The organism is Pyruvatibacter mobilis (assembly GCF_012848855.1).
In the GTDB taxonomy this organism is placed as follows: Bacteria; Pseudomonadota; Alphaproteobacteria; order CGMCC-115125; family CGMCC-115125; genus Pyruvatibacter; species Pyruvatibacter mobilis.
On record NZ_CP051630.1, the window covers coordinates 1,502,633 to 1,521,659 of the forward strand.

Annotated in this window: 19 protein-coding genes; 13 read left to right on the forward strand and 6 right to left on the reverse strand. The window is 65.2% G+C overall.

Annotated elements, in window-relative coordinates; all coding sequences use genetic code 11:
• The first annotated feature begins 86 nt into the window (after positions 1-86).
• Both HG718_RS07145 and HG718_RS07150 read left to right on the forward strand, forming a co-directional pair.
• Positions 87-692, forward strand: a complete 606-nt coding sequence (locus HG718_RS07145; protein WP_160588024.1) for a TetR/AcrR family transcriptional regulator — start codon at positions 87-89, stop codon at positions 690-692.
• Between the two features lie 255 nt (positions 693-947).
• Complete coding sequence (locus HG718_RS07150; protein ID WP_160588026.1) at positions 948-2,339, forward strand: DEAD/DEAH box helicase; 1,392 nt, start codon at positions 948-950, stop codon at positions 2,337-2,339.
• A 27-nt stretch (positions 2,340-2,366) separates the two neighbouring features.
• On the opposite strand, the gene HG718_RS07155 is transcribed toward HG718_RS07150, so the two are convergent.
• From HG718_RS07155 to HG718_RS07175, 5 genes are read right to left on the reverse strand one after another with little or no spacing between them, the layout of a single operon-like run.
• A complete protein-coding gene (locus HG718_RS07155) occupies positions 2,367-3,173 on the reverse strand; it encodes a TIGR03084 family metal-binding protein (protein ID WP_160588028.1) in 807 nt (268 codons plus the stop codon).
• A gap of 60 nt (positions 3,174-3,233) precedes the next feature.
• Complete coding sequence (locus HG718_RS07160) at positions 3,234-5,231, reverse strand: acetyl-CoA carboxylase biotin carboxylase subunit (RefSeq protein WP_188658400.1); 1,998 nt, start codon at positions 5,229-5,231, stop codon at positions 3,234-3,236.
• A 15-nt stretch (positions 5,232-5,246) separates the two neighbouring features.
• A complete protein-coding gene (locus HG718_RS07165) occupies positions 5,247-6,050 on the reverse strand; it encodes an enoyl-CoA hydratase/isomerase family protein (protein ID WP_160588030.1) in 804 nt (267 codons plus the stop codon).
• A 12-nt stretch (positions 6,051-6,062) separates the two neighbouring features.
• Positions 6,063-7,685, reverse strand: coding sequence for an acyl-CoA carboxylase subunit beta (locus HG718_RS07170; protein WP_160588033.1), 1,623 nt, complete (start codon positions 7,683-7,685; stop codon positions 6,063-6,065).
• Positions 7,685-9,493 carry an acyclic terpene utilization AtuA family protein gene (locus HG718_RS07175; protein WP_160588035.1) on the reverse strand — a complete coding sequence of 603 codons (1,809 nt, stop codon included), beginning with the start codon at positions 9,491-9,493 and terminating at the stop codon, positions 7,685-7,687. The genes HG718_RS07170 and HG718_RS07175 overlap by 1 nt, the downstream gene beginning before the upstream one ends.
• Positions 9,494-9,621: 128 nt before the next feature.
• On the opposite strand from HG718_RS07175, the gene HG718_RS07180 reads away from it, so the two are divergent.
• From HG718_RS07180 to HG718_RS07190, 3 genes are all read left to right on the forward strand, one after another.
• Positions 9,622-10,266 (forward strand): TetR/AcrR family transcriptional regulator, encoded by a 645-nt coding sequence (locus tag HG718_RS07180; protein WP_160588037.1) that lies wholly within the window; start codon positions 9,622-9,624, stop codon positions 10,264-10,266.
• 69 nt (positions 10,267-10,335) lie between these two features.
• Complete coding sequence (locus HG718_RS07185; RefSeq protein ID WP_188658402.1) at positions 10,336-11,481, forward strand: acyl-CoA dehydrogenase family protein; 1,146 nt, start codon at positions 10,336-10,338, stop codon at positions 11,479-11,481.
• A gap of 130 nt (positions 11,482-11,611) precedes the next feature.
• On the forward strand, positions 11,612-12,052 hold the full coding sequence (locus HG718_RS07190; RefSeq protein WP_160588039.1) for a hypothetical protein: 441 nt from the start codon (positions 11,612-11,614) through the stop codon (positions 12,050-12,052).
• 18 nt (positions 12,053-12,070) lie between these two features.
• On the opposite strand, the gene HG718_RS07195 is transcribed toward HG718_RS07190, so the two are convergent.
• Positions 12,071-12,487 carry a hypothetical protein gene (locus HG718_RS07195; RefSeq protein ID WP_027841584.1) on the reverse strand — a complete coding sequence of 139 codons (417 nt, stop codon included), beginning with the start codon at positions 12,485-12,487 and terminating at the stop codon, positions 12,071-12,073.
• Positions 12,488-12,588: 101 nt separating this feature from the next.
• Between HG718_RS07195 and HG718_RS07200 the strand changes: the two genes are divergently transcribed.
• The 8 genes from HG718_RS07200 to mazG all read left to right on the forward strand — a co-directional run bounded on the left by HG718_RS07200 (position 12,589) and on the right by mazG (position 19,011).
• Entirely contained in the window at positions 12,589-13,434 is an 846-nt protein-coding gene (locus HG718_RS07200; RefSeq protein ID WP_160588041.1) for a mechanosensitive ion channel family protein, read from the forward strand.
• Between the two features lie 15 nt (positions 13,435-13,449).
• The gene (hspQ, locus tag HG718_RS07205) at positions 13,450-13,779 is read left to right on the forward strand and encodes a heat shock protein HspQ (RefSeq protein WP_027841586.1); all 330 of its coding nucleotides are present in this window, start codon (positions 13,450-13,452) and stop codon (positions 13,777-13,779) included.
• A gap of 146 nt (positions 13,780-13,925) precedes the next feature.
• Positions 13,926-14,777 carry an SDR family NAD(P)-dependent oxidoreductase gene (locus tag HG718_RS07210; RefSeq protein WP_160588043.1) on the forward strand — a complete coding sequence of 284 codons (852 nt, stop codon included), beginning with the start codon at positions 13,926-13,928 and terminating at the stop codon, positions 14,775-14,777.
• Positions 14,778-14,842: 65 nt separating this feature from the next.
• Positions 14,843-15,499, forward strand: a complete 657-nt coding sequence (locus tag HG718_RS07215) for an MBL fold metallo-hydrolase (protein ID WP_027841588.1) — start codon at positions 14,843-14,845, stop codon at positions 15,497-15,499.
• Entirely contained in the window at positions 15,496-16,263 is a 768-nt protein-coding gene (locus tag HG718_RS07220) for an SDR family oxidoreductase (RefSeq protein ID WP_160588046.1), read from the forward strand. The genes HG718_RS07215 and HG718_RS07220 overlap by 4 nt, the downstream gene beginning before the upstream one ends.
• Before the next feature lie 37 nt (positions 16,264-16,300).
• Positions 16,301-16,651 carry a DUF3147 family protein gene (locus tag HG718_RS07225; RefSeq protein ID WP_160588048.1) on the forward strand — a complete coding sequence of 117 codons (351 nt, stop codon included), beginning with the start codon at positions 16,301-16,303 and terminating at the stop codon, positions 16,649-16,651.
• Positions 16,652-16,751: 100 nt separating this feature from the next.
• Positions 16,752-18,158 (forward strand): MFS transporter, encoded by a 1,407-nt coding sequence (locus tag HG718_RS07230; protein ID WP_036264816.1) that lies wholly within the window; start codon positions 16,752-16,754, stop codon positions 18,156-18,158.
• A 4-nt stretch (positions 18,159-18,162) separates the two neighbouring features.
• Positions 18,163-19,011 carry a nucleoside triphosphate pyrophosphohydrolase gene (gene mazG, locus HG718_RS07235; RefSeq protein WP_205345683.1) on the forward strand — a complete coding sequence of 283 codons (849 nt, stop codon included), beginning with the start codon at positions 18,163-18,165 and terminating at the stop codon, positions 19,009-19,011.
• Positions 19,012-19,027: the final 16 nt, after the last annotated feature.

A 19,027-nucleotide genomic window follows, 5' to 3' on the forward strand; every position in this document is an offset into this window, starting at 1 on the left:
TTGACAGTCCGGGTGCCGATACCTAGCGTCGGACAAGGCGGCGGGCAGGACCCGCCCGCCCTGCTTGACTGCCATTGAAAGCGACAATGACGCAGACTGACACGATGACCGACAGCACCGACGCCCCGCAAGACGGGCGGCGGCAGCGGAGTGCGCGCAGCAGGGTGCGGATCGTCGAGGCCATGTTTGCCCTCATCCGCGCCGGGGACATGAACCCCAGCGCCGCGGCCCTCGCCGAGGAAGCAAATGTCGGTATCCGGACGGTGTTCCGGCATTTCGATGACGTGGAGGGGCTTTACCGGCAGATGGCGGCGCAGATCGAGGCGGAGATCATGCCGATCCTCGAGGAGCCCTATGCGGCGCGGAGCTGGCGCGGCAAGCTGGACGAGATGATTTCCCGGCGGGTCCGGGTCTATGAGCACATTCTGCCGGTGAAGGTCGCAGCCGGGCTGCGGCGGCACCAGTCGCCTTACCTGATGGAAGATTATCAGCGCTTTGCGCAGCTTGAGCGGGATGGGCTGCACGCGCTGCTTCCCGCTTCAGTGACGCAGGATAAAGCCCTGTGCGCGGGGCTTGAAATGGTTACCAGCTTCAATGGCTGGCGGCGGCTGAGGCAGGATCAGGGCCTGTCCCGCAAGGACGCCGAGGCGGCGGTGCGCCTGGCGGTTGGCAGGCTTGCCGGGCACGGATGATTACCTGCCTCCCGCTGATGGGCCTTGCATTCGCCGCAATTGCCTGTCATGCATCGCCTCAAGTCTGCACATGGGTGCGGGCTTTGACGTTCGCGACCGGCACCGCCGGAAGATGAGGGTCAAACCAGACGACCCGGAAGCGCGTGGGGCATGAGGCTCCAACAGCGCCACCTCCGCGAACCACCTTCAGCGTCATCCCCCCGGCTGCCTCACTGAACCGCGGCCCGGCACGGACGCCCATTTGAAAGACTTTGAGTGACTGATTTTTCCTCGCTCGGCCTTGCCGAGCCGATCCTTCGTGCCGTTTCGGCCGAGGGCTATACCTCCCCTACGCCCATTCAGGCCAAGGTGATCCCCGCCATGATGCAGGGCACCGACGTGCTGGGCATCGCACAGACGGGCACCGGTAAGACCGCCGCCTTCGTGCTGCCGATCCTCAACACCCTGCAGCAGCACATGCGTCCGGCGCAGCCCATGGCGTGCCGGACCCTGATCCTGTCGCCGACGCGTGAACTGGCAGCGCAGATTGCCGATAACATCCGCGTCTATGGCAAGCACACGCGTCCGTCCGTTGCGGTCGTTGTGGGCGGCGCGCGCATTCCCGCGCAGATCAAGGCGCTGGCCAACGGCAATGACATCGTTGTTGCCACACCGGGCCGCCTGCTTGACCTGGTGAAGAACAAGGCCGCCCGGCTGGATGCTGTCGAGACCGTGGTGCTGGACGAAGCCGACCAGATGTTTGATCTCGGCTTCATGCCGCAGATCAAGAAGATCATGGCGCAGCTGCCGAAGAAGCGGCAGACGGTGCTGTTGTCGGCCACCATGCCGAAGACGGTGCGCGATCTGGCCCAGGCTTTCCTGTTCAAGCCGCTGGAAGTGACGGTGACGCCGAACTCCAAGCCCATCGACCGGATCGACCAGAAGGTGCTGATGATCCCGGCCGGCAGCAAGCGGGACGTGCTGGTGGACTATCTCGCCCGTGACGGCGTGGAGCGCGCGGTCGTCTTCACCCGGACGAAGCGCGGCGCCGACAAGGTGTGCAAGCATCTGGACATGTTCGGGTTTGCTGCTGCGGCCATCCACGGCAACAAGAGCCAGAACCAGCGCACGCGCAGCCTCAACGGCTTCCGCTCCGGCAAGGTAACGGTCCTGGTGGCGACCGACATTGCCGCGCGCGGCATCGACGTGGACGGCGTGTCGCATGTGGTGAATTACGAGCTGCCGAATGTAGCCGAAGCCTATGTGCACCGGGTGGGCCGGACGGCGCGCGCCGGGCGCAGCGGCGAGGCGCTGACCCTGTGTGACAACACCGAGCGCGGGCTGCTGCGCGACATTGAGCGGCTGATCAAGCGCAAGATTGATGTTGCGGAGACACCGGAAGCCTCGGGCCGCACGGTGGTGGCGCCGGAAGAGCGGGCCTCCTATGAGGTGGCGGAAGAAAAGCCGCGCCCCACATCCCGCAAGCCCCGTCGCCGCAAGCCGCAAGGCGCTGGCCAGAAACAGGACGGCAGCCAGAATGCGGGCCGTCCGGCGCGTGGCCACAAGGCCCGCTCCGGCAAGGCGCAGGGCGGCGCGCAGCGTGATGCCAAGCCCGGCAACGGGCAGCGGCGGCAGAAGCGCAACCGCAGGCCCGCAGCCGCGGCCTGAATGTCATGAAAAAGGGTGGAGGCGGCGTCAGGCCGCCTTCACCACCTTATGCCGCGAGCCGGGGGCCGGGGGTGTCTCCGGCGGACCGGCGAAGCACTGGGCGATGGCCATCCACTTGGTGGCAACGTCGCCCGTAGTCTTCAGGCTGGTGTCGGCCACGTTGCGCACCTGCGTCACGACCTGGCAGAACTCCTCCGCTGATCCTTCGACCATGTTATCCGGGTCCGGATCGTTGAACTCCCAAATCTCGCCGGACGGCGCCGTGAGCTTCACATAGGGCACCTTTTCCGGCACCGGCAATTTGTTGGTGATGTGGGTCCAGCCGAAGGTGTTGACCCCGAGGACGGCGATATTCTTGATCCGGTCCGCGTTCACGCGCTCAACGCCAAGGCTGTCATAGACCTCCTGGCCGTGGGCCCAGGTCTCCATCAGCCGGGCTGTGATGCTGGACCGTGCGCTCATGCTCGGCCCGGCCCAGGGCACGCGCTGCTTGGGGTCCACCTCAAGAAAGGCGTCCGCCATGGGGCCATAGAACCCATGCCAGCGGTCGCGCAGCTCGGTGCCGCTGACGCCATCCAGTTCCGCATTTTCAAAGTCACGCAGGGAGCCGCCGATAACCGCCTTGCCGACGCGCTCATAGAAAGCGTTGAAGGCGGCCTCATCGGTCAATGATTTGTGGGCGGCCTCGTTCCAGATGTGGAGATGGCCGATCACGTCGCGGATCGTCCAGCCCTTGAACTGGGTGGGCGCGCGCAGCTCGTCCTCCGACAAATCCTTGATCAGGCCGTAGAGCGCGTCGCTCTCGTCCCGGAAATCCTGGGGCTGCTGAAACATAAAGTGGTCCTCACCTGTGCAGTGCTGCGCGGTGCCTGGGGGCAAGCCCGCGCGGGCGCGTTATTGTTCTTCCGTGCTTACATCAATTTCCACCAGCACGTCACCGGCGGGCACCTGTGCGCCTGCGGTGCAGCGGATGGACGTAACGGTGCCGTCCGCTTCGGCGCGGATCTGATGCTGCATCTTCATGGCTTCGAGCACGGCCAGGGTCTCACCCTTTGTCACCGCCTGCCCTTCGCGCACATGCACTTCCAGAATGAGGCCATGCATGGGGGCCAGAATGCGGCCGCCACCGGCGCTGTCGTCCTCAGCCCCGGCAAAGGCATAGAGGTTGCGCATCAGGCCGGTGCGATCGGCCATGCTGATATGCAGCACGCCGGTTTCCGGCGCGTCGAAGATCACGTCATGGGTGACGCCATCGACCTTCAGGCGGCAGCGGGCCGGGTCTGCATCCAGCAGGACAACCTCATGGGACGCGTCCCCGATGGCAACCTGATAGGCATCCGGCCCGGCGGCGATGACGGTCACGTCTTCTGGCGCCTCCGGCGTGCCGAAGCGATAGACGGTCGCCAGGCGGCCGGTGCTGCTCCAGTTCATCAGCTCGTCATCGACGGCGAAGGCGCGGGCCTGGGCCTCGTTGCTTTCAAGCATGTAGAAGATGGCAGCGGCGGCGGCTGTGATCTCCGGCGACGGCGCGGCATCGGCAAGATCATCGGCGGTATAGGTCTCATCGATGAAGGCCGTCGTGGCCTCGCCCTGCGCGAAGGCTGGGCGGCCCAGGGCATCGATGAGAAAATCGCAGTTTGTCTTCGGGCCGAACAGGCCGGTGCGGCGCAGGGCCTCGATGAGGCGCTGGCGGGCGACGTCGCGGGTGGGGCCGTGGGCCATGATCTTGGCGATCATCGGGTCATAGAAGGGTGAGACCTCAAGCCCCGTCGCAATGCCCGCATCGACGCGCACGCCGTCACCTGACGGCGGCAGCCACAGATCGACGGTTCCGGTGGAGGGCAGAAAGCCGCCCGCGACATCTTCCGCATAAAGACGGACTTCGATGGCGTGGCCCGACAGGGTTACGTCTTCCTGGGTAAGACCCAGTGGCTCGCCCTGCGCGACCTTGATCTGAAGGGCCACGAGATCGAGACCGGTGATGAGTTCGGTGACCGGGTGTTCCACCTGCAGGCGGGTGTTCATTTCGAGGAAATAGAACTCGCCATCCGCCCCGAGTAGAAACTCGACCGTGCCCGCGCCGCGATAGGAAATCGCCTTTGCCGCATCCACGGCGGCTGCGCCCATCTTCGCGCGCAATTCGTCGGTCATCACCGGGCACGGGGCCTCTTCGATGACTTTCTGGTGGCGGCGCTGAACGGAGCAGTCGCGCTCGCCCAGGTGAATTGTATTCCCTGCCTCGTCAGCGAAGACCTGCACCTCCACATGGCGCGGGCGCATGATCGCCTTTTCGAGGATCAGTTCGCCGGAGCCGAAGGCGTTCTCAGCCTCCGACCGGGCGAGCCGGATGGCTTCGGGCAGATCGGCCGTATCATCAACAAGGCGCATACCACGCCCGCCGCCGCCTGCGACTGCCTTGACCATGACGGGAAAGCCGATCTCCGACGCTGCCTTGATGAAGGTGTCGTCCGCCTGGTCTTCGCCTTCATAGCCCGGCACGCAGGGCACACCGGCGGCGATCATCCGCCGCTTAGCCTCGGCCTTGTTGCCCATGATGTCCACAGCGTCGGGGCGCGGGCCGATGAAGGTAAGGCCCGCGGCCTCACAGGCACGGGCGAAGCCGGCATTCTCGCTGAGAAAGCCATAGCCCGGGTGGATGGCCCCTGCCCCGGTGCGCGCTGCGGCGTCGAGAATTTTCTGCGGGTCAAGATAGGACTGGGCAACCGGCGCGGGGCCGATGCACACGGCTTCGTCTGCCATGGCCACATGGGGTGCCTCGGCATCAGCGTCTGAATAAACCGCGATAGTGCGGTAGCCGAGTGCCTTTGCCGTGCGTATGACACGCACGGCGATCTCGCCGCGATTGGCCACAAGGATCGAGGTAAAGCGCATGATCTCCCCCTTTCCTCACTCGGCCCAGACGGGCTTGCGTTTTTCGAGGAAGGAGGCGACCCCTTCCCGCCCCTCGTCGCTAAGCAGGCGGCCTGCGAAGTTTTCGGCCGCGGCCTGTACCACCTGCGGGCGGCTCATGCCCGGCAGGCTGAGGATCAACGACTTGGTGTCGGCAATTGCCCCGGGCGCGCATTTGAGCACCTGGGAACGGATCTGCTGCTCGGCGGCATTCAGCCCGGCCAAATCGTCGGCCACGAAATCAGCAAAGCCGAGTTCATGGGCCCCGCGCCCATCGAAGCGGGCGGCGGTCAGCATCAGGCGGCGGCCTGTCGCGTAGCCGAGCTTCTGGATCACGAAGGGGGCAATCTGGGCGGGCGAGATGCCGATGGCGGTTTCCGTCATCGCGAATTTCGCGCCCGTTTCGCAGATCACCACATCGGCGCAGCAGGCCATGCCGAAGCCACCGGCCATGGCCGCGCCCTCGATGATGGCTATGACGACCTGGGGCGCGTCATTGATGAGGTCGAACAGTTCCGCGGCCCCTTTCGACATCTCGATGATGTCGTCGCGGCTGCCGCCGCCCTGGAAGCTTTCCTTGAACTGCTTGAGATTGCCGCCCGCGCAGAAAACGCCGTGGCGGCCGCGCAGGGTGATGCCGCGCACGGTACGGTCATCGCGCACGGCCTTGAAGGTGCGGGTGATGCCGTCCACCAGATCATCGGTCAGGGCATTGCGGGTGTCGGGCTGGTCGAACCAGATGGTAAGCCAGCCCTTGTCCAGCTCAAGCTCCACACCGGTCACGTCAGGAAGAGTCGTCATGGGTCTGCCTCTTTAATGCCGGGCCACGCCGAAGGCGTTGGGGTGGAGGGTCTTGTTGCGGCCTTCCCAGATCGTCTGGAGCGCGAAGCCAAGCACCTTGCGCGTGTCGCGCGGGTCTATGATGCCGTGATCAAGGCAGCGGCCGGAGGTGTAAAAGGACGTGGACTGACGGTCGAACAGCTCCACGATGGCGGCGTGCTGCTCGGCCAGTGCGCTTTCATCAAGCTCCTGGCCGCGGCGGGCGGCCCCGGCGCGGGCGACCTCTATCATGGTGCCCGCCGCCTGCTCGCCACCCATGACGCCGGTGGTGGCGTTGGGCCAGGCGAACAGGAAATCAGGCTCATAGGCATAGCCCGCCATGCCGTAATTGCCCGCCCCGAAGCTCGCGCCGATATAGAGTGTGATCTTTGGCACGCGGACATTGGAGACGGCCTGGATCATCTTCGAGCCGTGCTTGATCATGCCCGCCTGCTCATATTCCGTGCCCACCATGTAGCCGGTGGTGTTGTTGAGGAAGATGATGGGCATCTCCGCCTGATCGCAGAGCTGGAAGAAATGCGACGCCTTGTTGGCGCCCGCCGGATCAATGGGGCCGTTATTGCCGATGAGGCCGACGGCGTGGCCCATGATGCGGGCCTGCATGCAGATTGTGGCAGGGCCGAAGCGGGGTTTGAACTCGGCGAAGTCGGAGCCGTCCACCACGCGGGTTACCACCTCGCGCACATCATAGGGCTCGCGGTAATTGACCGGCACGACGCCGGCCAGCTCGTCCGGCGAATGCACCGGCGGCTCGAAGACACGGTCCGGCTGGGCCGAAATCTGGCTGTTGATGTCGAGGCGGGTGATGATGTCGCGCAGGATGGAAATGCCGTGGGCGTCATCCTCGGCGAGATATTCCACAAGGCCCGTGACGCTGGCATGCATCTCCGAGCCGCCGAGCTGCTCAGGGTCTGCCACTTCACCGGTGGCGGCCTTGACGAGCGCAGCCCCGGCGAGGGCTGCCATGCCGTTCTTCTTGATGCCGATCACATAATCGCTCATGCCCGGCTGATAGGCGCCGCCCGCCGTCGAGGGCCCATGCAGGATCACGAAGGTGGGGATGCCCGCCGCACTGAGCAGCGCGAGGTTGCGGAACATGCCGCCGCCATGGGCCCAGAGCTCGACGGTGTATTCCAGCAGATTGGCGCCAGCGCTCTCCACCAGATGGATGAAAGGCAGCTTCTGGCGCAGGGCGATCTTCATGGAGCCGGTCATGACATCCACGGTGGTGCCGGTGGCGGCCCCGGCGCTGATGCCGCTGTCATCCACGAAAACCATGCAGCGCACGCCGCCGACAAAGCCGATGCCGACAATCACGTTGGCACCCGGCACGGAGGTTTCCGGGTTGGGGTCATCGACCTGGAAATTGGCCATGTTGTAGATGGCCTGGAACGGCATGCCGGGGTCGAGCAGCTGGGCAAGGCGCTCACGCGGGGTGAGCTGGCCGCGCTGCTGGAAGCGCGGCTTGCGCTTTTCCGACAGCATGGCGGCGCGGGCCTCGTAGCTGCGCAATTGCTCCACCAGCCCCAGCATGTCCTGCCGGTTGCGGGCGAAGTCCTCCGAGGACGGATCGATCTTGGTCTGGAAAACGGGCATCACAGTCTCCCGGCCAGGTCCGCGGGCACGGACACGGGATGGTCAAGCAGGATTTGCGCATAGGCCTTGGCCTGCGGGTCGGCGCGCAGGGACGCGACGCCACCGCCGCCAAGCGCGTCATGCAGCAGGAAATTGAAGGCGTGCGCGCCGGGCAGGCAGAAGCGCTCCACCCTGCCCCCGCCCGAGGATGTGTCGAGGAAATGAGCAAAGCGCTGCGCCACTGCGTCTTCGGTCAGGGCGGCGGTGATATAGGGCAGATAGGCCGCGTCGCGGGCGATGACGCCGATATTGGCCTTGTCGCCCTTGTCGCCGCTGCGCGCCCAGGCGAGTTTGATGAGCGGCACCTCGACGGTGCCGTCTGTCGCGGGCTCAGGATCAGCCGGGCGGTCGAGGCTTGCGGGATCGAAAGCCGTGCGCTGTTCCGGCGGCAGGGGTGCGGCGTCGCCATCCACATCGACGCTGATCGTCACCTGATCCTTCGGCAGCAGGAAGGAGAACAGGCGCACCACGGGGGACGGCTTGGGGCGGCCGCCCGAAAAGCTTGTGAGGCCCGCAGGCGTGGCAAGGGCAAGGCCCGTTACCTCTTTCAGGAGCGCGCCGATGCCCTTGGGGTCCGGGTGCTTGGCGGCAAGCTTCATCACCACTTCGCGGGACGTGGGACTGGTGCCCGCCGCGCCATATTGGGAATCGTCGCCGATGATCTCGATGCTGGTCTCGGTGAAGTCCGGTGCATTGGCCTGGCGCAGCAGCGCGCGGGCGCGGGACAGGGAAGTTTCGGCGTAGGTGCGCGCTTTGTCGGCGGCGTCGAGACCGATGAAAGCCATCATCAGCCCGCCGCGCCAGCCATCGGCATAGGTGGTGCAGACCTTGTAGGTGTCGGGCGCGGGATAGCCCTTCGCGCCAGTCATCTTCACCCGATCCGGGCCTTCTTGCGTCACTTCGACGGCGGAGAAATCGCACACGACATCCGGCACCACATAGGCCTGGGGGTCGCCGATCTCATAGACCATCTGTTCACAGACAGTGCCGACGGAGACCTTGCCGCCCGTCTCCGGCGGCTTGGTGCAGATGAAGCTGCCATCAGCGCTAATCTCAGCGATGGGGTAGCCGATGGTTTCCAGATCATCGGCCACGTCACGCCAATCAGTGAAATTGCCGCCGGTGGCCTGGGGGCCGCATTCAATGATGTGGCCGGCCAGCGTACCTGCGGCCAGCAGATCAAACTGGTCGCGCTGCCAGCCGAATTCATGGATGCAGGCACCCAGGGTCACGGCGCTGTCCACTACCCGGCCGGTGATGACGATGTCAGCCCCCCTGGCGAGGGCCGCTGCTATGGGGAACGCACCGAGATAGGCGTTGATGCTGGCGACGGCGTCGACCGGCGGGAAGGCCGCGCTGGAGAACATTTCGGTGTGGCCTGCATCAGCAAGCTCCTGCGCGCGAGCCAGCAGGTCATCGCCTTCGACGACGGCGACCTTGAGGTCGAGGCCGGCCTTGTCGATCAGGGCGCGCACGGCATCGGCACAGGCGCGCGGGTTCACGCCGCCTGCATTGGATATGACCTTGACGTCGCGGGATGCGATCTCTGGAAGGCAGGGCTTCATGACGCCGGTCACGAAATCGGTCGCGTAGCCCTGGGCCGGGTCCTTGGCGCGGGCGCGGGCCATGATCGACATGGTGATCTCGGCCAGATAGTCGAAGACGAGATAATCAAGCTCGCCGCCGCGCAGGAGCTGCGGCGCCGCGCTCAGCGCCTCGCCCCAGAAGCCGCCTGCTCCGCCGATGCGGATGGATGATGTGCCGCTCATGCGCCCCTCACCTGCCTGTTGCGCTGCCGCAGCCTTGCATCGAAGCCGCGTGTTGCCTAGTGTCCTACCGACCGACTGATCGGTCTGTCAACGATGTTTCCCGCACTCTCCCGCGCCGGAGCCTGACGATGCCGCCTATGGCCCATGCTCTTACCGATACGGACGCCGCCCCGAAGGCGCAGCAGGCCGACCGGACGCGGCGCGCCATCTGCGAGGCGGCGATCGCGTGCCTGGACGAGATGGGCTATGCGGATACGTCGCTGGCGCGCATCCAGGAGCGGGCCGGGCTGTCGCGCGGGGCGCTGACGCATCATTTTCCCTCCAAGGAAGATTTGATTGCCGCGACGCTGGACATGCTGCTGGCGCGCAGCGTGATGTCGGCGGCGCGGCTAGAGCGGATGCCGTGGCGCAAGCTGGCCGACAAGGACGCGCAGGTGCGGGCGCATCTCAAATGGCTGTGGGAACGGCTGGTGCGCACACCGGAAGGCCGGGCGCTGGTCGAGATATTGATCGCCGCGCGGACCGACAAGGCGCTGAGTAAGCGCACGGCGAAGAGCCTGATCGCGTGGAACGCGCGCATGGGCGAGGCCGTGGTGGAAGTCTATCAGTCGCCGGGGCTGGATGACCGGGACGTGGAGACCCTGTGGGCGATCTGCCGGGTGTTCATGCGCGGCATGATCCTGCATGAACGCTTCACGCGCACGCGCGCCGAAGGCACGGAGATCGTGGACCGCTTCATCGATCTCGTCGCGCCGCACCTCAAACTCCGCTAGAACCTAATCAACAATTCGCGCGCCGCTTTGACTGGCGCTGCCTGCCTGCTCTGCCCAAGGGAGACCCCGATGCTGCTCAACGCCTATGATACCGAAGAACGCCGCCAGTTCCGCGACACCGTGCGCCGCTTTGTGGATACCGAAGTGCGCCCCTATGCGGACGAATGGGACGAGGCGGGGGACATTCCCTGGGAGCTGCATGAGAAGGCCGGGTCGCTCGGCGTCTTCGGGTTCGGCATCGACGAGCAGTATGGCGGGCTCGGCTTCGATGACTGCTTCATGCGCAAGGCATGGATGGAGGAGATGGGGGCCTCGGGCGCAAACGGCGTGCTGGCGGCCTTGGTGGGGCGCACCATTTCCATCGACCCGATCCAGAAGCTGGCGTCCGAAGAAATCCGCGAGCGGGTGCTGGCGGATGTGGTGGCAGGCCGGAAGGGCTCGAGCCTTGCGATCACCGAACCCTCGGGCGGCTCGGACGTGGCCAACCTGCAGACCAGGGCCCACCGCGACGGCAACCATTATGTGCTGAACGGCTCCAAGACCTTCATCACCGGCGGCATGAAGAGCGACTATTTCGTGGTCGGCGCGCGCACCGGCGGCGAGGGCCTCAACGGCATTTCGCTGTTCTTCGTTGAAAAGGACTTCCCCGGTTTCTCGCGCACGCCGCTGGGCGCCAAGATGGGCTGGTGGGCCTCTGACCAGGCGACGCTCTATTTCGATGATTGCCGCGTGCCGGCGGAAAACCTGATGGGCACTGAGGGACGCGGCTTCATCGAGATCATGAAGAACTTCAATCTCGAACGCGTGGGGCTGACGGCGGAAGCTCTGGGCATGATGAAGGAGGCGCTGCGCTGCTCCATTGAATGGGCGCAGGAGCGCAAGACCTTCGGCCAGCGGCTGATCGAGCACCAGGTGATCCGCCACAAGATCGCCGACATGTCCGCCAAGACCGAGGCGCTGGACGCCTATCTCGACCAGATCTGCCACACCATCAATGAGGGCGAGATGCCGGTGGCGGAAATCTGCAAGGCCAAGGTGTTCGGCACCAAGGCGCTGGAATTCGTGGCATCGGAAGCGATGCAGATCCTCGGCGGCGCGGGCTATCTGCGCGGCAATTCGGTGGAGCGCATCTATCGCGAGGTGAAGGTGCTGGCGATCGGCGGCGGGTCGGAAGAGATCATGCGCGATCTGGCCGTGCGGCAGATGGGGCTGTAGGCTCGGTTCTATGTCCCCCTGCCCCGGCTGTTACACTGGGCAGCGGCAATTGTGCCTGCACGGGCAACGGATCGTTCACCGGAACGGGGGAGACTGGGATGCGCCCTTCCGGCGCCCCAAGGAGGATGCCATGCGCCCTGCCCGTTTCAGCACTTCCGGTCTGGATGTGAGCCGCGCGCTCGTGCCGGCGCTCGCCATGGCCGCGGCATTGGTGCTTGCCATGCCCGGCGGCGTGCGCGCCGATGAGGCCGCAAGCACGGAACTGCCGCGCTGCGAGCCTGCAACGCTTGGTGCCACCGCCTGCATGGGCGGGATTTCGTGCGAGTGCGTGCAGGTGCGCGGCGGGTCGATCAGCGGTGAGCTGTCAGGGGTGAAATGGAACTGCGACGCCCTGCGGCCGCGTTGCGGTGACGGCGTGGCGGGGCATGACGGCGGCGTGCCCGCCACCATTCCCTATACGGAGTTTCCCTATCCGCATTCGGTCGGCATCGACCGAAGCGAGGAAACAACGATCATCCGTCAGAACCAGACGGCGAACCCGCGCAACACGAATACCAACACCAACAACTGAGGCGGCGGCCTGCCCTCATTACCGGCAGGTATAGGTCACGCGCAGTTCAGCGCCCATGCCGCGCTCGCTGGGGTCGTAGTCCTGCCATGAGGTGAGGACTTCCCATTCGGCGGGGGGCTGGCAGCGGCGGGCGATCTCGTCGGTGGCCACCTGCAGCATTTCATCCCAGTGCTTCTGCTTCACTGCGCCGGCACCGCGGCGGGGGCTGTGATAGGTCACCATCACTTCATATTCGGGCTTCTGCAGCAGCACCTGATCGGTGATCGTGATCCAGGCGATGTTGTAGGTGCCGTGTTCGCCGGTGACGGATGCCCGGGGGCCGCGCTCGAACAGGCCCTGGTGCTGGGCTGCGGCCGCACCGGACATCAGCAGCCCGCAGACAAGGGCGAGAGACCCGGCCAGACGCCCGGAAATTGCCTGATTATGCTGTTTCATGCTCTATCTTCCCCGTTGAGCCGACTCGCCGGTGCGCTTGGGAGCGCCCGGGCAGCCGGCCTCGCCAAATCCCGCATGTATCCCGACTGGAAGGCCCACTCATGGACCAGAATTTCGCGACCATTACCGAACAAGCCGCCGAGACCCTGAGCAAGGTTGCCGTAACTTATGGCCTAAGTGTGATCGGCGCGCTCATTATCCTGATCGTCGGTTTCTGGGCTGCGGGGCGCGCGCGCAAGCTGGTGGAACGCCTGCTGGGCCGCATGCACGGCGTCGACCCGATGCTGGGCCGCTTCCTGGGCAATGTCACCCGCTACATCATCATCATCGTCACGGTGCTGGCGGTGCTGTCGGAGTTCGGCGTGCAGACGGCGAGCCTTCTGGCGGTGCTGGGCACGGCAGGCCTCGCCATCGGCCTTGCCTTGCAGGGCACGCTGTCCAACGTGGCGGCGGGCGTGATGCTGCTGTTCCTGCGCCCGTTCAAGACCGGTGACTATATCGAAGCGGGCGGTGTGTCCGGCACGGTGGAAGGCATCTCGCTGTTCAACACCGAGCTTGCGACGCCGGACAATGTGCAGATCTTCGCGCCCAACAGCGATGTGTGGAGCTCGGCGATCAAGAATTACAGCTCCAAGCCGACGCGGCGCGTGGAAATCGCCTGCGGCATTTCCTATGACGACGACATCGGCAAGGCGATGGACGTGATGCGCAAGGTGGTGGCGGAGGACGAGCGCGTGCTGCCGACGCCGGAACCGGTCTTCGCCGTCAAGTCGCTGGGCGACAGTTCCGTCAACGTGATTTGCCGTGTGTGGGTGAAGTCTGCTGACTTCTGGCCGTTCACCTTCGACAAGACGCGCGAGGTGAAGGAAGGCTACGATGCCGCCGGTCTCACCATCCCGTTCCCCAGCCGCACCGTCTATCACGTAGGCGACAACGCCGCCGACTGAGACTATTCTGCTGTCATGGAAGAAAAACGCGCCAAGTTCCGGATCGGCCAGGTGGTGAAGCACCGCCTGTTCCCGTTCCGGGGTGTCATTTTTGATGTGGACCCGGTGTTCAACAATACCGAGGAATGGTGGCTGGCGATCCCGGAGCATATGCGCCCGCACAAGGATCAGCCGTTCTATCACCTGCTCGCCGAGAATGACGAAACCGAGTACGAAGCCTATGTGTCGGAGCAGAACCTGCTCATCGACGACAGCGGCAAGCCGGTCCGTCACCCGCAGGTGAAAGAGATGTTCGGCGAGCTGAAAGACGGGCTGTACGAAATTCCGGCAGGCTCGGCGCATTAGGCGCAGCACCCATCCCATCCGTGATGGATAGGGTTTTCCGGCTGCGGCCTCTTGCGGGGCTGCGGGCGGATCGCCACACTCCGCGTCAGAAATGACTCGCGGTCGGATAATGGCCGCAGCACTCCCCAGCCTGTCCGGAGGATTTCATGGCCCTGTCCGATCTCACCCCGCTTGCGTCCGGCACCACCGCCGTCATCACCGGCGGTGCCAACGGCATCGGCCTCGCGGTGGCCAGGCAGCTTGCCGGTGCGGGCATGCAGCTGGTGCTGGCTGACCGCAACGAGGACGCGCTGACGGCGGCGCGCGCCGAACTGGGCGACGGGCCGGACCTGATTACCCATGCGCTGGATGTGAGCGACGCGGGCGCCTTGGATGCGCTGGCGGCCCGCGTGGCAGCGGATTGCGGGCCTGTCACCTTCCTGATGAACAATGCGGGCGCGGGCATGAACCCGGGCAAGCCGTGGGAGAACGGCGACAAGTGGCGTGACCTGCTGGCAATCAATCTCGGCGGTGTCATCAACGGGGTGCAGGCCTTCGTGCCGCATATGCTGGCGCATGGGCAGGCAGGCTTCGTGGTCAATACGGGCTCCAAGCAGGGCATCACCCTGCCGCCGGGCAACAGCGCCTACAATGTGTCGAAGGCCGGGGTGAAGGCATTTACCGAGATGCTGGCCCATGAGCTGCGCTCGCTTGAAGGCGGGGCACTGAGCGCGCATCTGCTGGTGCCGGGCTTTACCTATACGGGGATGATCAGCCAGTTCCTGCCGGAGAAGCCACCGGCTGCCTGGACGTCCGAGCAGGTGGCGGACTTCCTGTTCGACGCGCTTGGACGCGACGAGTTCTATATTCTGTGTCCGGACAATGACGTAGACCGGCAGACAGACGAAAAGCGGATCGCGTGGACCGCCGGGGACATGATTGAAAACCGCCCGCCCCTGTCGCGCTGGCACAAGGATTACGCGGCAGCGTTCGAGGCCTTCATGGCGTCCGGCAGCTAGTTGCGCTGGCGCGGCAACGCGCTAGAACTAGGGCGACCCATTATTGAAGAGACCGGATTGCCGCCATGCCCCTGAAAATCGCCATCGTGCCCGTGACCCCGCTGCAGCAGAACTGCTCGCTGCTGTGGGACGATGAAACCATGGTGGGGGCGATCTGCGACCCCGGCGGCGATATCGGACGGCTGAGCGACGCCATCTCGGAAGCCGGGTTCACGCTTGAAAAGGTGCTGCTGACCCATGGGCATCTGGACCATGCGGGCGCGGCGGGCGAGATCGCCCGCACCTACGGGGTGCCCATCGAGGGGCCGCACAAGGACGATGCCTTCCTGATCGAGACCCTGCCCGAGCAATCCGCCAAATACGGCCTGCCGGAATATCCCCTGTTCGAACCGACGCGCTGGCTGGACCATGGGGACACGGTGACCGTCGGCGGGCTGACGCTGGATGTGATTCATTGCCCGGGCCACACGCCGGGGCATGTGGTCTTTCATCATGGCCCGTCGCGCATCGCGCTGGTGGGCGACGTGATCTTCCAGGGATCTGTGGGACGCACTGATTTTCCGCGCGGAAACCACCAGCAGCTCATCGATTCGATTCGGGACCGCCTGTTCACGCTGGGCGGCGATACGGGCTTTGTGCCGGGGCACGGGCCTCTTTCCACCTTTGAGTATGAGCGGCAGACCAACCCCTATGTTTCTGACCAGGTTCTGGGCCTCGCATGAGCGCGCATCCGTTTGACCTGACCGGCCGGGTGGCGCTGGTAACAGGGGCTGCGCGCGGGCTTGGCCTTGAAATGGCGCGGGCCCTGGCAGGCGCCGGTGCCCATGTGGCCATTGGCGGGCGGGACGCTGAGACGCTGCATGCAACGGCGGAACGGCTGACGGCGGAGGACCTCAAGGTGCAGCCGCTGTGTTTTGACCCCGGCGACCTCGCCGCCGCGCGCAAGGCGGTGCAGCACCTGGTGGACACGGATGGCGGCATCGACATCCTGCTCAACAATGCCGCGGCGCGTGACCGGCGCGACCTGTTCGCGTTCGAGGAGCAGGCCATCGCCGACCTGATCCATGTGGACCTCATTGCGCCGTTCGAGCTGTCGCGCATGGCGGCCCGCCACATGGTGGGTAAGGGGCGCGGCCGGATCATCAACGTCACCTCCATCGGCGCCCATATCTCGCTCAAGGGCGACCCGGTCTACGGCATGGCCAAGGGCGGGCTGGCAACGGCGACCCGCGCGCTGGCGGCGGAGCTCGGGCCGCATGGCATCACGGTCAACGCGATCTGCCCCGGCTTTTTCGCCACCGAGTTCAATGCACCGCTGGTGGAGGTCGAGGCCATCACCCAGATGCCGCGCGACCGGTCATCGCTCGGGCGCTGGGGTGAACCGCAGGAAATCGGCGGGGCGGCGGTGTTTCTCGCGTCCGATGCCGCAAGCTATGTGACCGGGCACACGCTGGCCGTGGATGGCGGCTATATGAGCCACTACTAGCCGGCGGCGCACTGCGCGCGCCTGCGGAGGGATTTTCATGCTGCAAGCCGCCATCAAGGCCGCCCTGTCGGGCATTCTGGTGATGATCGTCGCCGAGACGTCCAAGCGCAGCCCGGCTTTCGGGGCTCTGGTGGCGTCGCTGCCGCTGATCTCGATCCTGGCGGTGATCTGGCTATGGAACGATACCGGCGACACGGTGCGGGTGGCGAACCATCTGGAAGCGACTTTCTTCTACGTGCTGCCGTCGCTGCCGATGTTTCTTGTCATGCCGATGCTACTGCGCGGGGGGATGGCCTTCTGGGCGGCGCTAGGTGCATCGGTTCTGATGACGGTTGCGCTTTACGGGCTGGTGGTTTTCGTCGCGTCACGCTTCGGGATTCAGCTTTGACAAACTGTCACGCGTGATTGTGCGCGGAGTGAAGGGGCATTAGGGTGCCCCGCAAAAAGCCGATCCGCGTATCCCAGAGTTCAGTGAGGTAACGAGTTCCATGGCCAAAGGCCGCATCAGCCGGGGGCAGCTTGCCGCGTTCGCCCTGCCCTCCATCCCCATTTCCGCCCTTGGCCTTCCCATCGTGGTCTACCTGCCTCCCTTCTATGCGGAGGATATGGGGCTGTCGCTGTCGCTGGTTGGCTGGATCTTCATGATCGCCCGGTTCTGGGACGTGTTCACCGACCCGGTGCTGGGCACGGTCTCGGACCGTATTCACTCGCCCTGGGGGCGGCGGCGGCACTGGATCGTCATCTCAACGCCCATCCTGATGTTCTCGGCATGGATGCTGTTCATGCCGCAGGGGGAAGTGACGGGACTCTATTTGTTCGGCTGGATGGTGGTGCTCTATGTGGGCTGGACGCTGATCACTATCTCGCACATGTCCTGGGGCGCCGAGCTGTCGCAGGATTATGACGAGCGCTCATCCATTCAGGGCTGGCGGGAATTTGCGCTGATCTTCGGGTCGTTCACCGTGTTGGCGCTGCCGGCGCTGGTGGAATTTGCCGCCGACGGCACGGGCCGGTCGGACAGCGTGGCGGCGATGGGCTGGTTTGTCATCATCCTGCTGCCACTGACCGTGGGCATCGCCGTGTGGGCGGTGCCGGAGTTCAAGGGCGTGCCGCAGGCGGCGATCAACTGGATGGAGTCCGGCCGCCTGCTGCTGAAGAACACGCTGCTGCGCCGGGTCTTGCTGGCAGACCTTCTGGTGGGCGTGGCACCTGGCATTACCGGGTCGCTCTACATCTTCTTTGCGTCCTATGTGATGGACCTGCCGAAATGGGCGAGCCTGCTGCTCTTGGTCTATTTCGTGGCCGGGTTCGTGGGCGTGCCGATCTGGCTGCGGATGTCGCACCGCTTCGGCAAGCACCGGACGCTGGCGACGGCCATGTTCTATGGCGCCATCGCCCTGCCGCTGGTGGTGTTCATGCCGCGCGGGGAGTTCTGGTGGCTGTTCTTCGGCAATGTGCTGTACGGCATTGCTTATGGGGCGGGTTCGTTTTTGCTGCGCGCGATCATGGCTGATGTGTGCGACAAGGATCTGCTGGAGACCGGCCAGCAGCGGACCGGGCTCTATTATTCGCTGCTGACCATGACCAACAAGATCGGCTTTGCCCTCTCGGTCGGCATCACCTACCCCATCCTTGACCTGATCGGCTTCGTGGCGGAGCCCGGGGCCAATAGTCCGGAGACGCTGGACCAGCTCCTGGCGCTCTATGTGGGGATGCCGGCGCTGTTCATGCTGGCGGCGGGGCTTGTGATGTGGAATTACCCGCTGACCAAGGCCGCGCAGGAAGAAATGCGCCGGCAGCTTGCGGACCGGCACCATGACCACGAGACTGCGGCGGATGCCGCTGCGGCCGTGAGTGCTGTGGCGACAACCATCCATGACAGGCCCGCGGACTGACCCCATGCCCCATTCGACCCCGCCCCCCGACGACCGCCGCCGCATCGAGGCCCTTTTGGCCATCATGGCGCGGCTGCGGGATCCGGAGGGCGGGTGTCCGTGGGACCTGGAACAGACCTACGCAACCATCGCGCCCTACACGATCGAGGAAGCCTATGAAGTGGCGGACGCGATCGAGCGCGGGGACATGGCCGATCTGAAGGACGAGCTGGGCGACCTGCTGCTGCAGGTGGTGTTCCACTCCCGCATCGCCGAGGACGAAGGAGCGTTCACCTTCGCCGACGTGGTGCAGTCGATCTCCGACAAGATGATCCGCCGCCATCCGCATGTGTTCAGCGACGGCGACGCGGATACGGCGCCTGCGGTGGCCGGCACCTGGGAGAAGATCAAGGCGGAGGAACGGGCGGCGAAATCCGGCCAGGACACGCCGCCGGGCACGCTGGACGGGATCCCGCGCGCCTTGCCCTCGCTTGTGCGTGCCGTGAAGCTTCAGAAGCGCGCCGCGCGCGTAGGCTTTGACTGGCCGCAGACAGCGCAGGTGCTGGACAAGCTGGTGGAAGAAACCAACGAGCTGAAAGCCGAGATCGACAGCGCAGAAAAGCAGGATGGCGCGGACATGGCCCGGGTGATGGATGAGCTGGGCGACATCCTGTTTGTCTATGCCAATCTCGCCCGCCATCTCGACGTGGACCCCGAGCAGGCGCTTGCCGGGACCAACGCGAAGTTCGAGCGGCGCTTCCGCCGCATCGAGGCGTGGCTGGCCGAAGAGGGCCGCACGCCGGACCAGTCCACGCTGGACGAGATGGACGCCCTGTGGACCCGCGCCAAGCAGGAAGAGCGCGGCGAGCTCTAGCGCCCCGCCGCCCGGC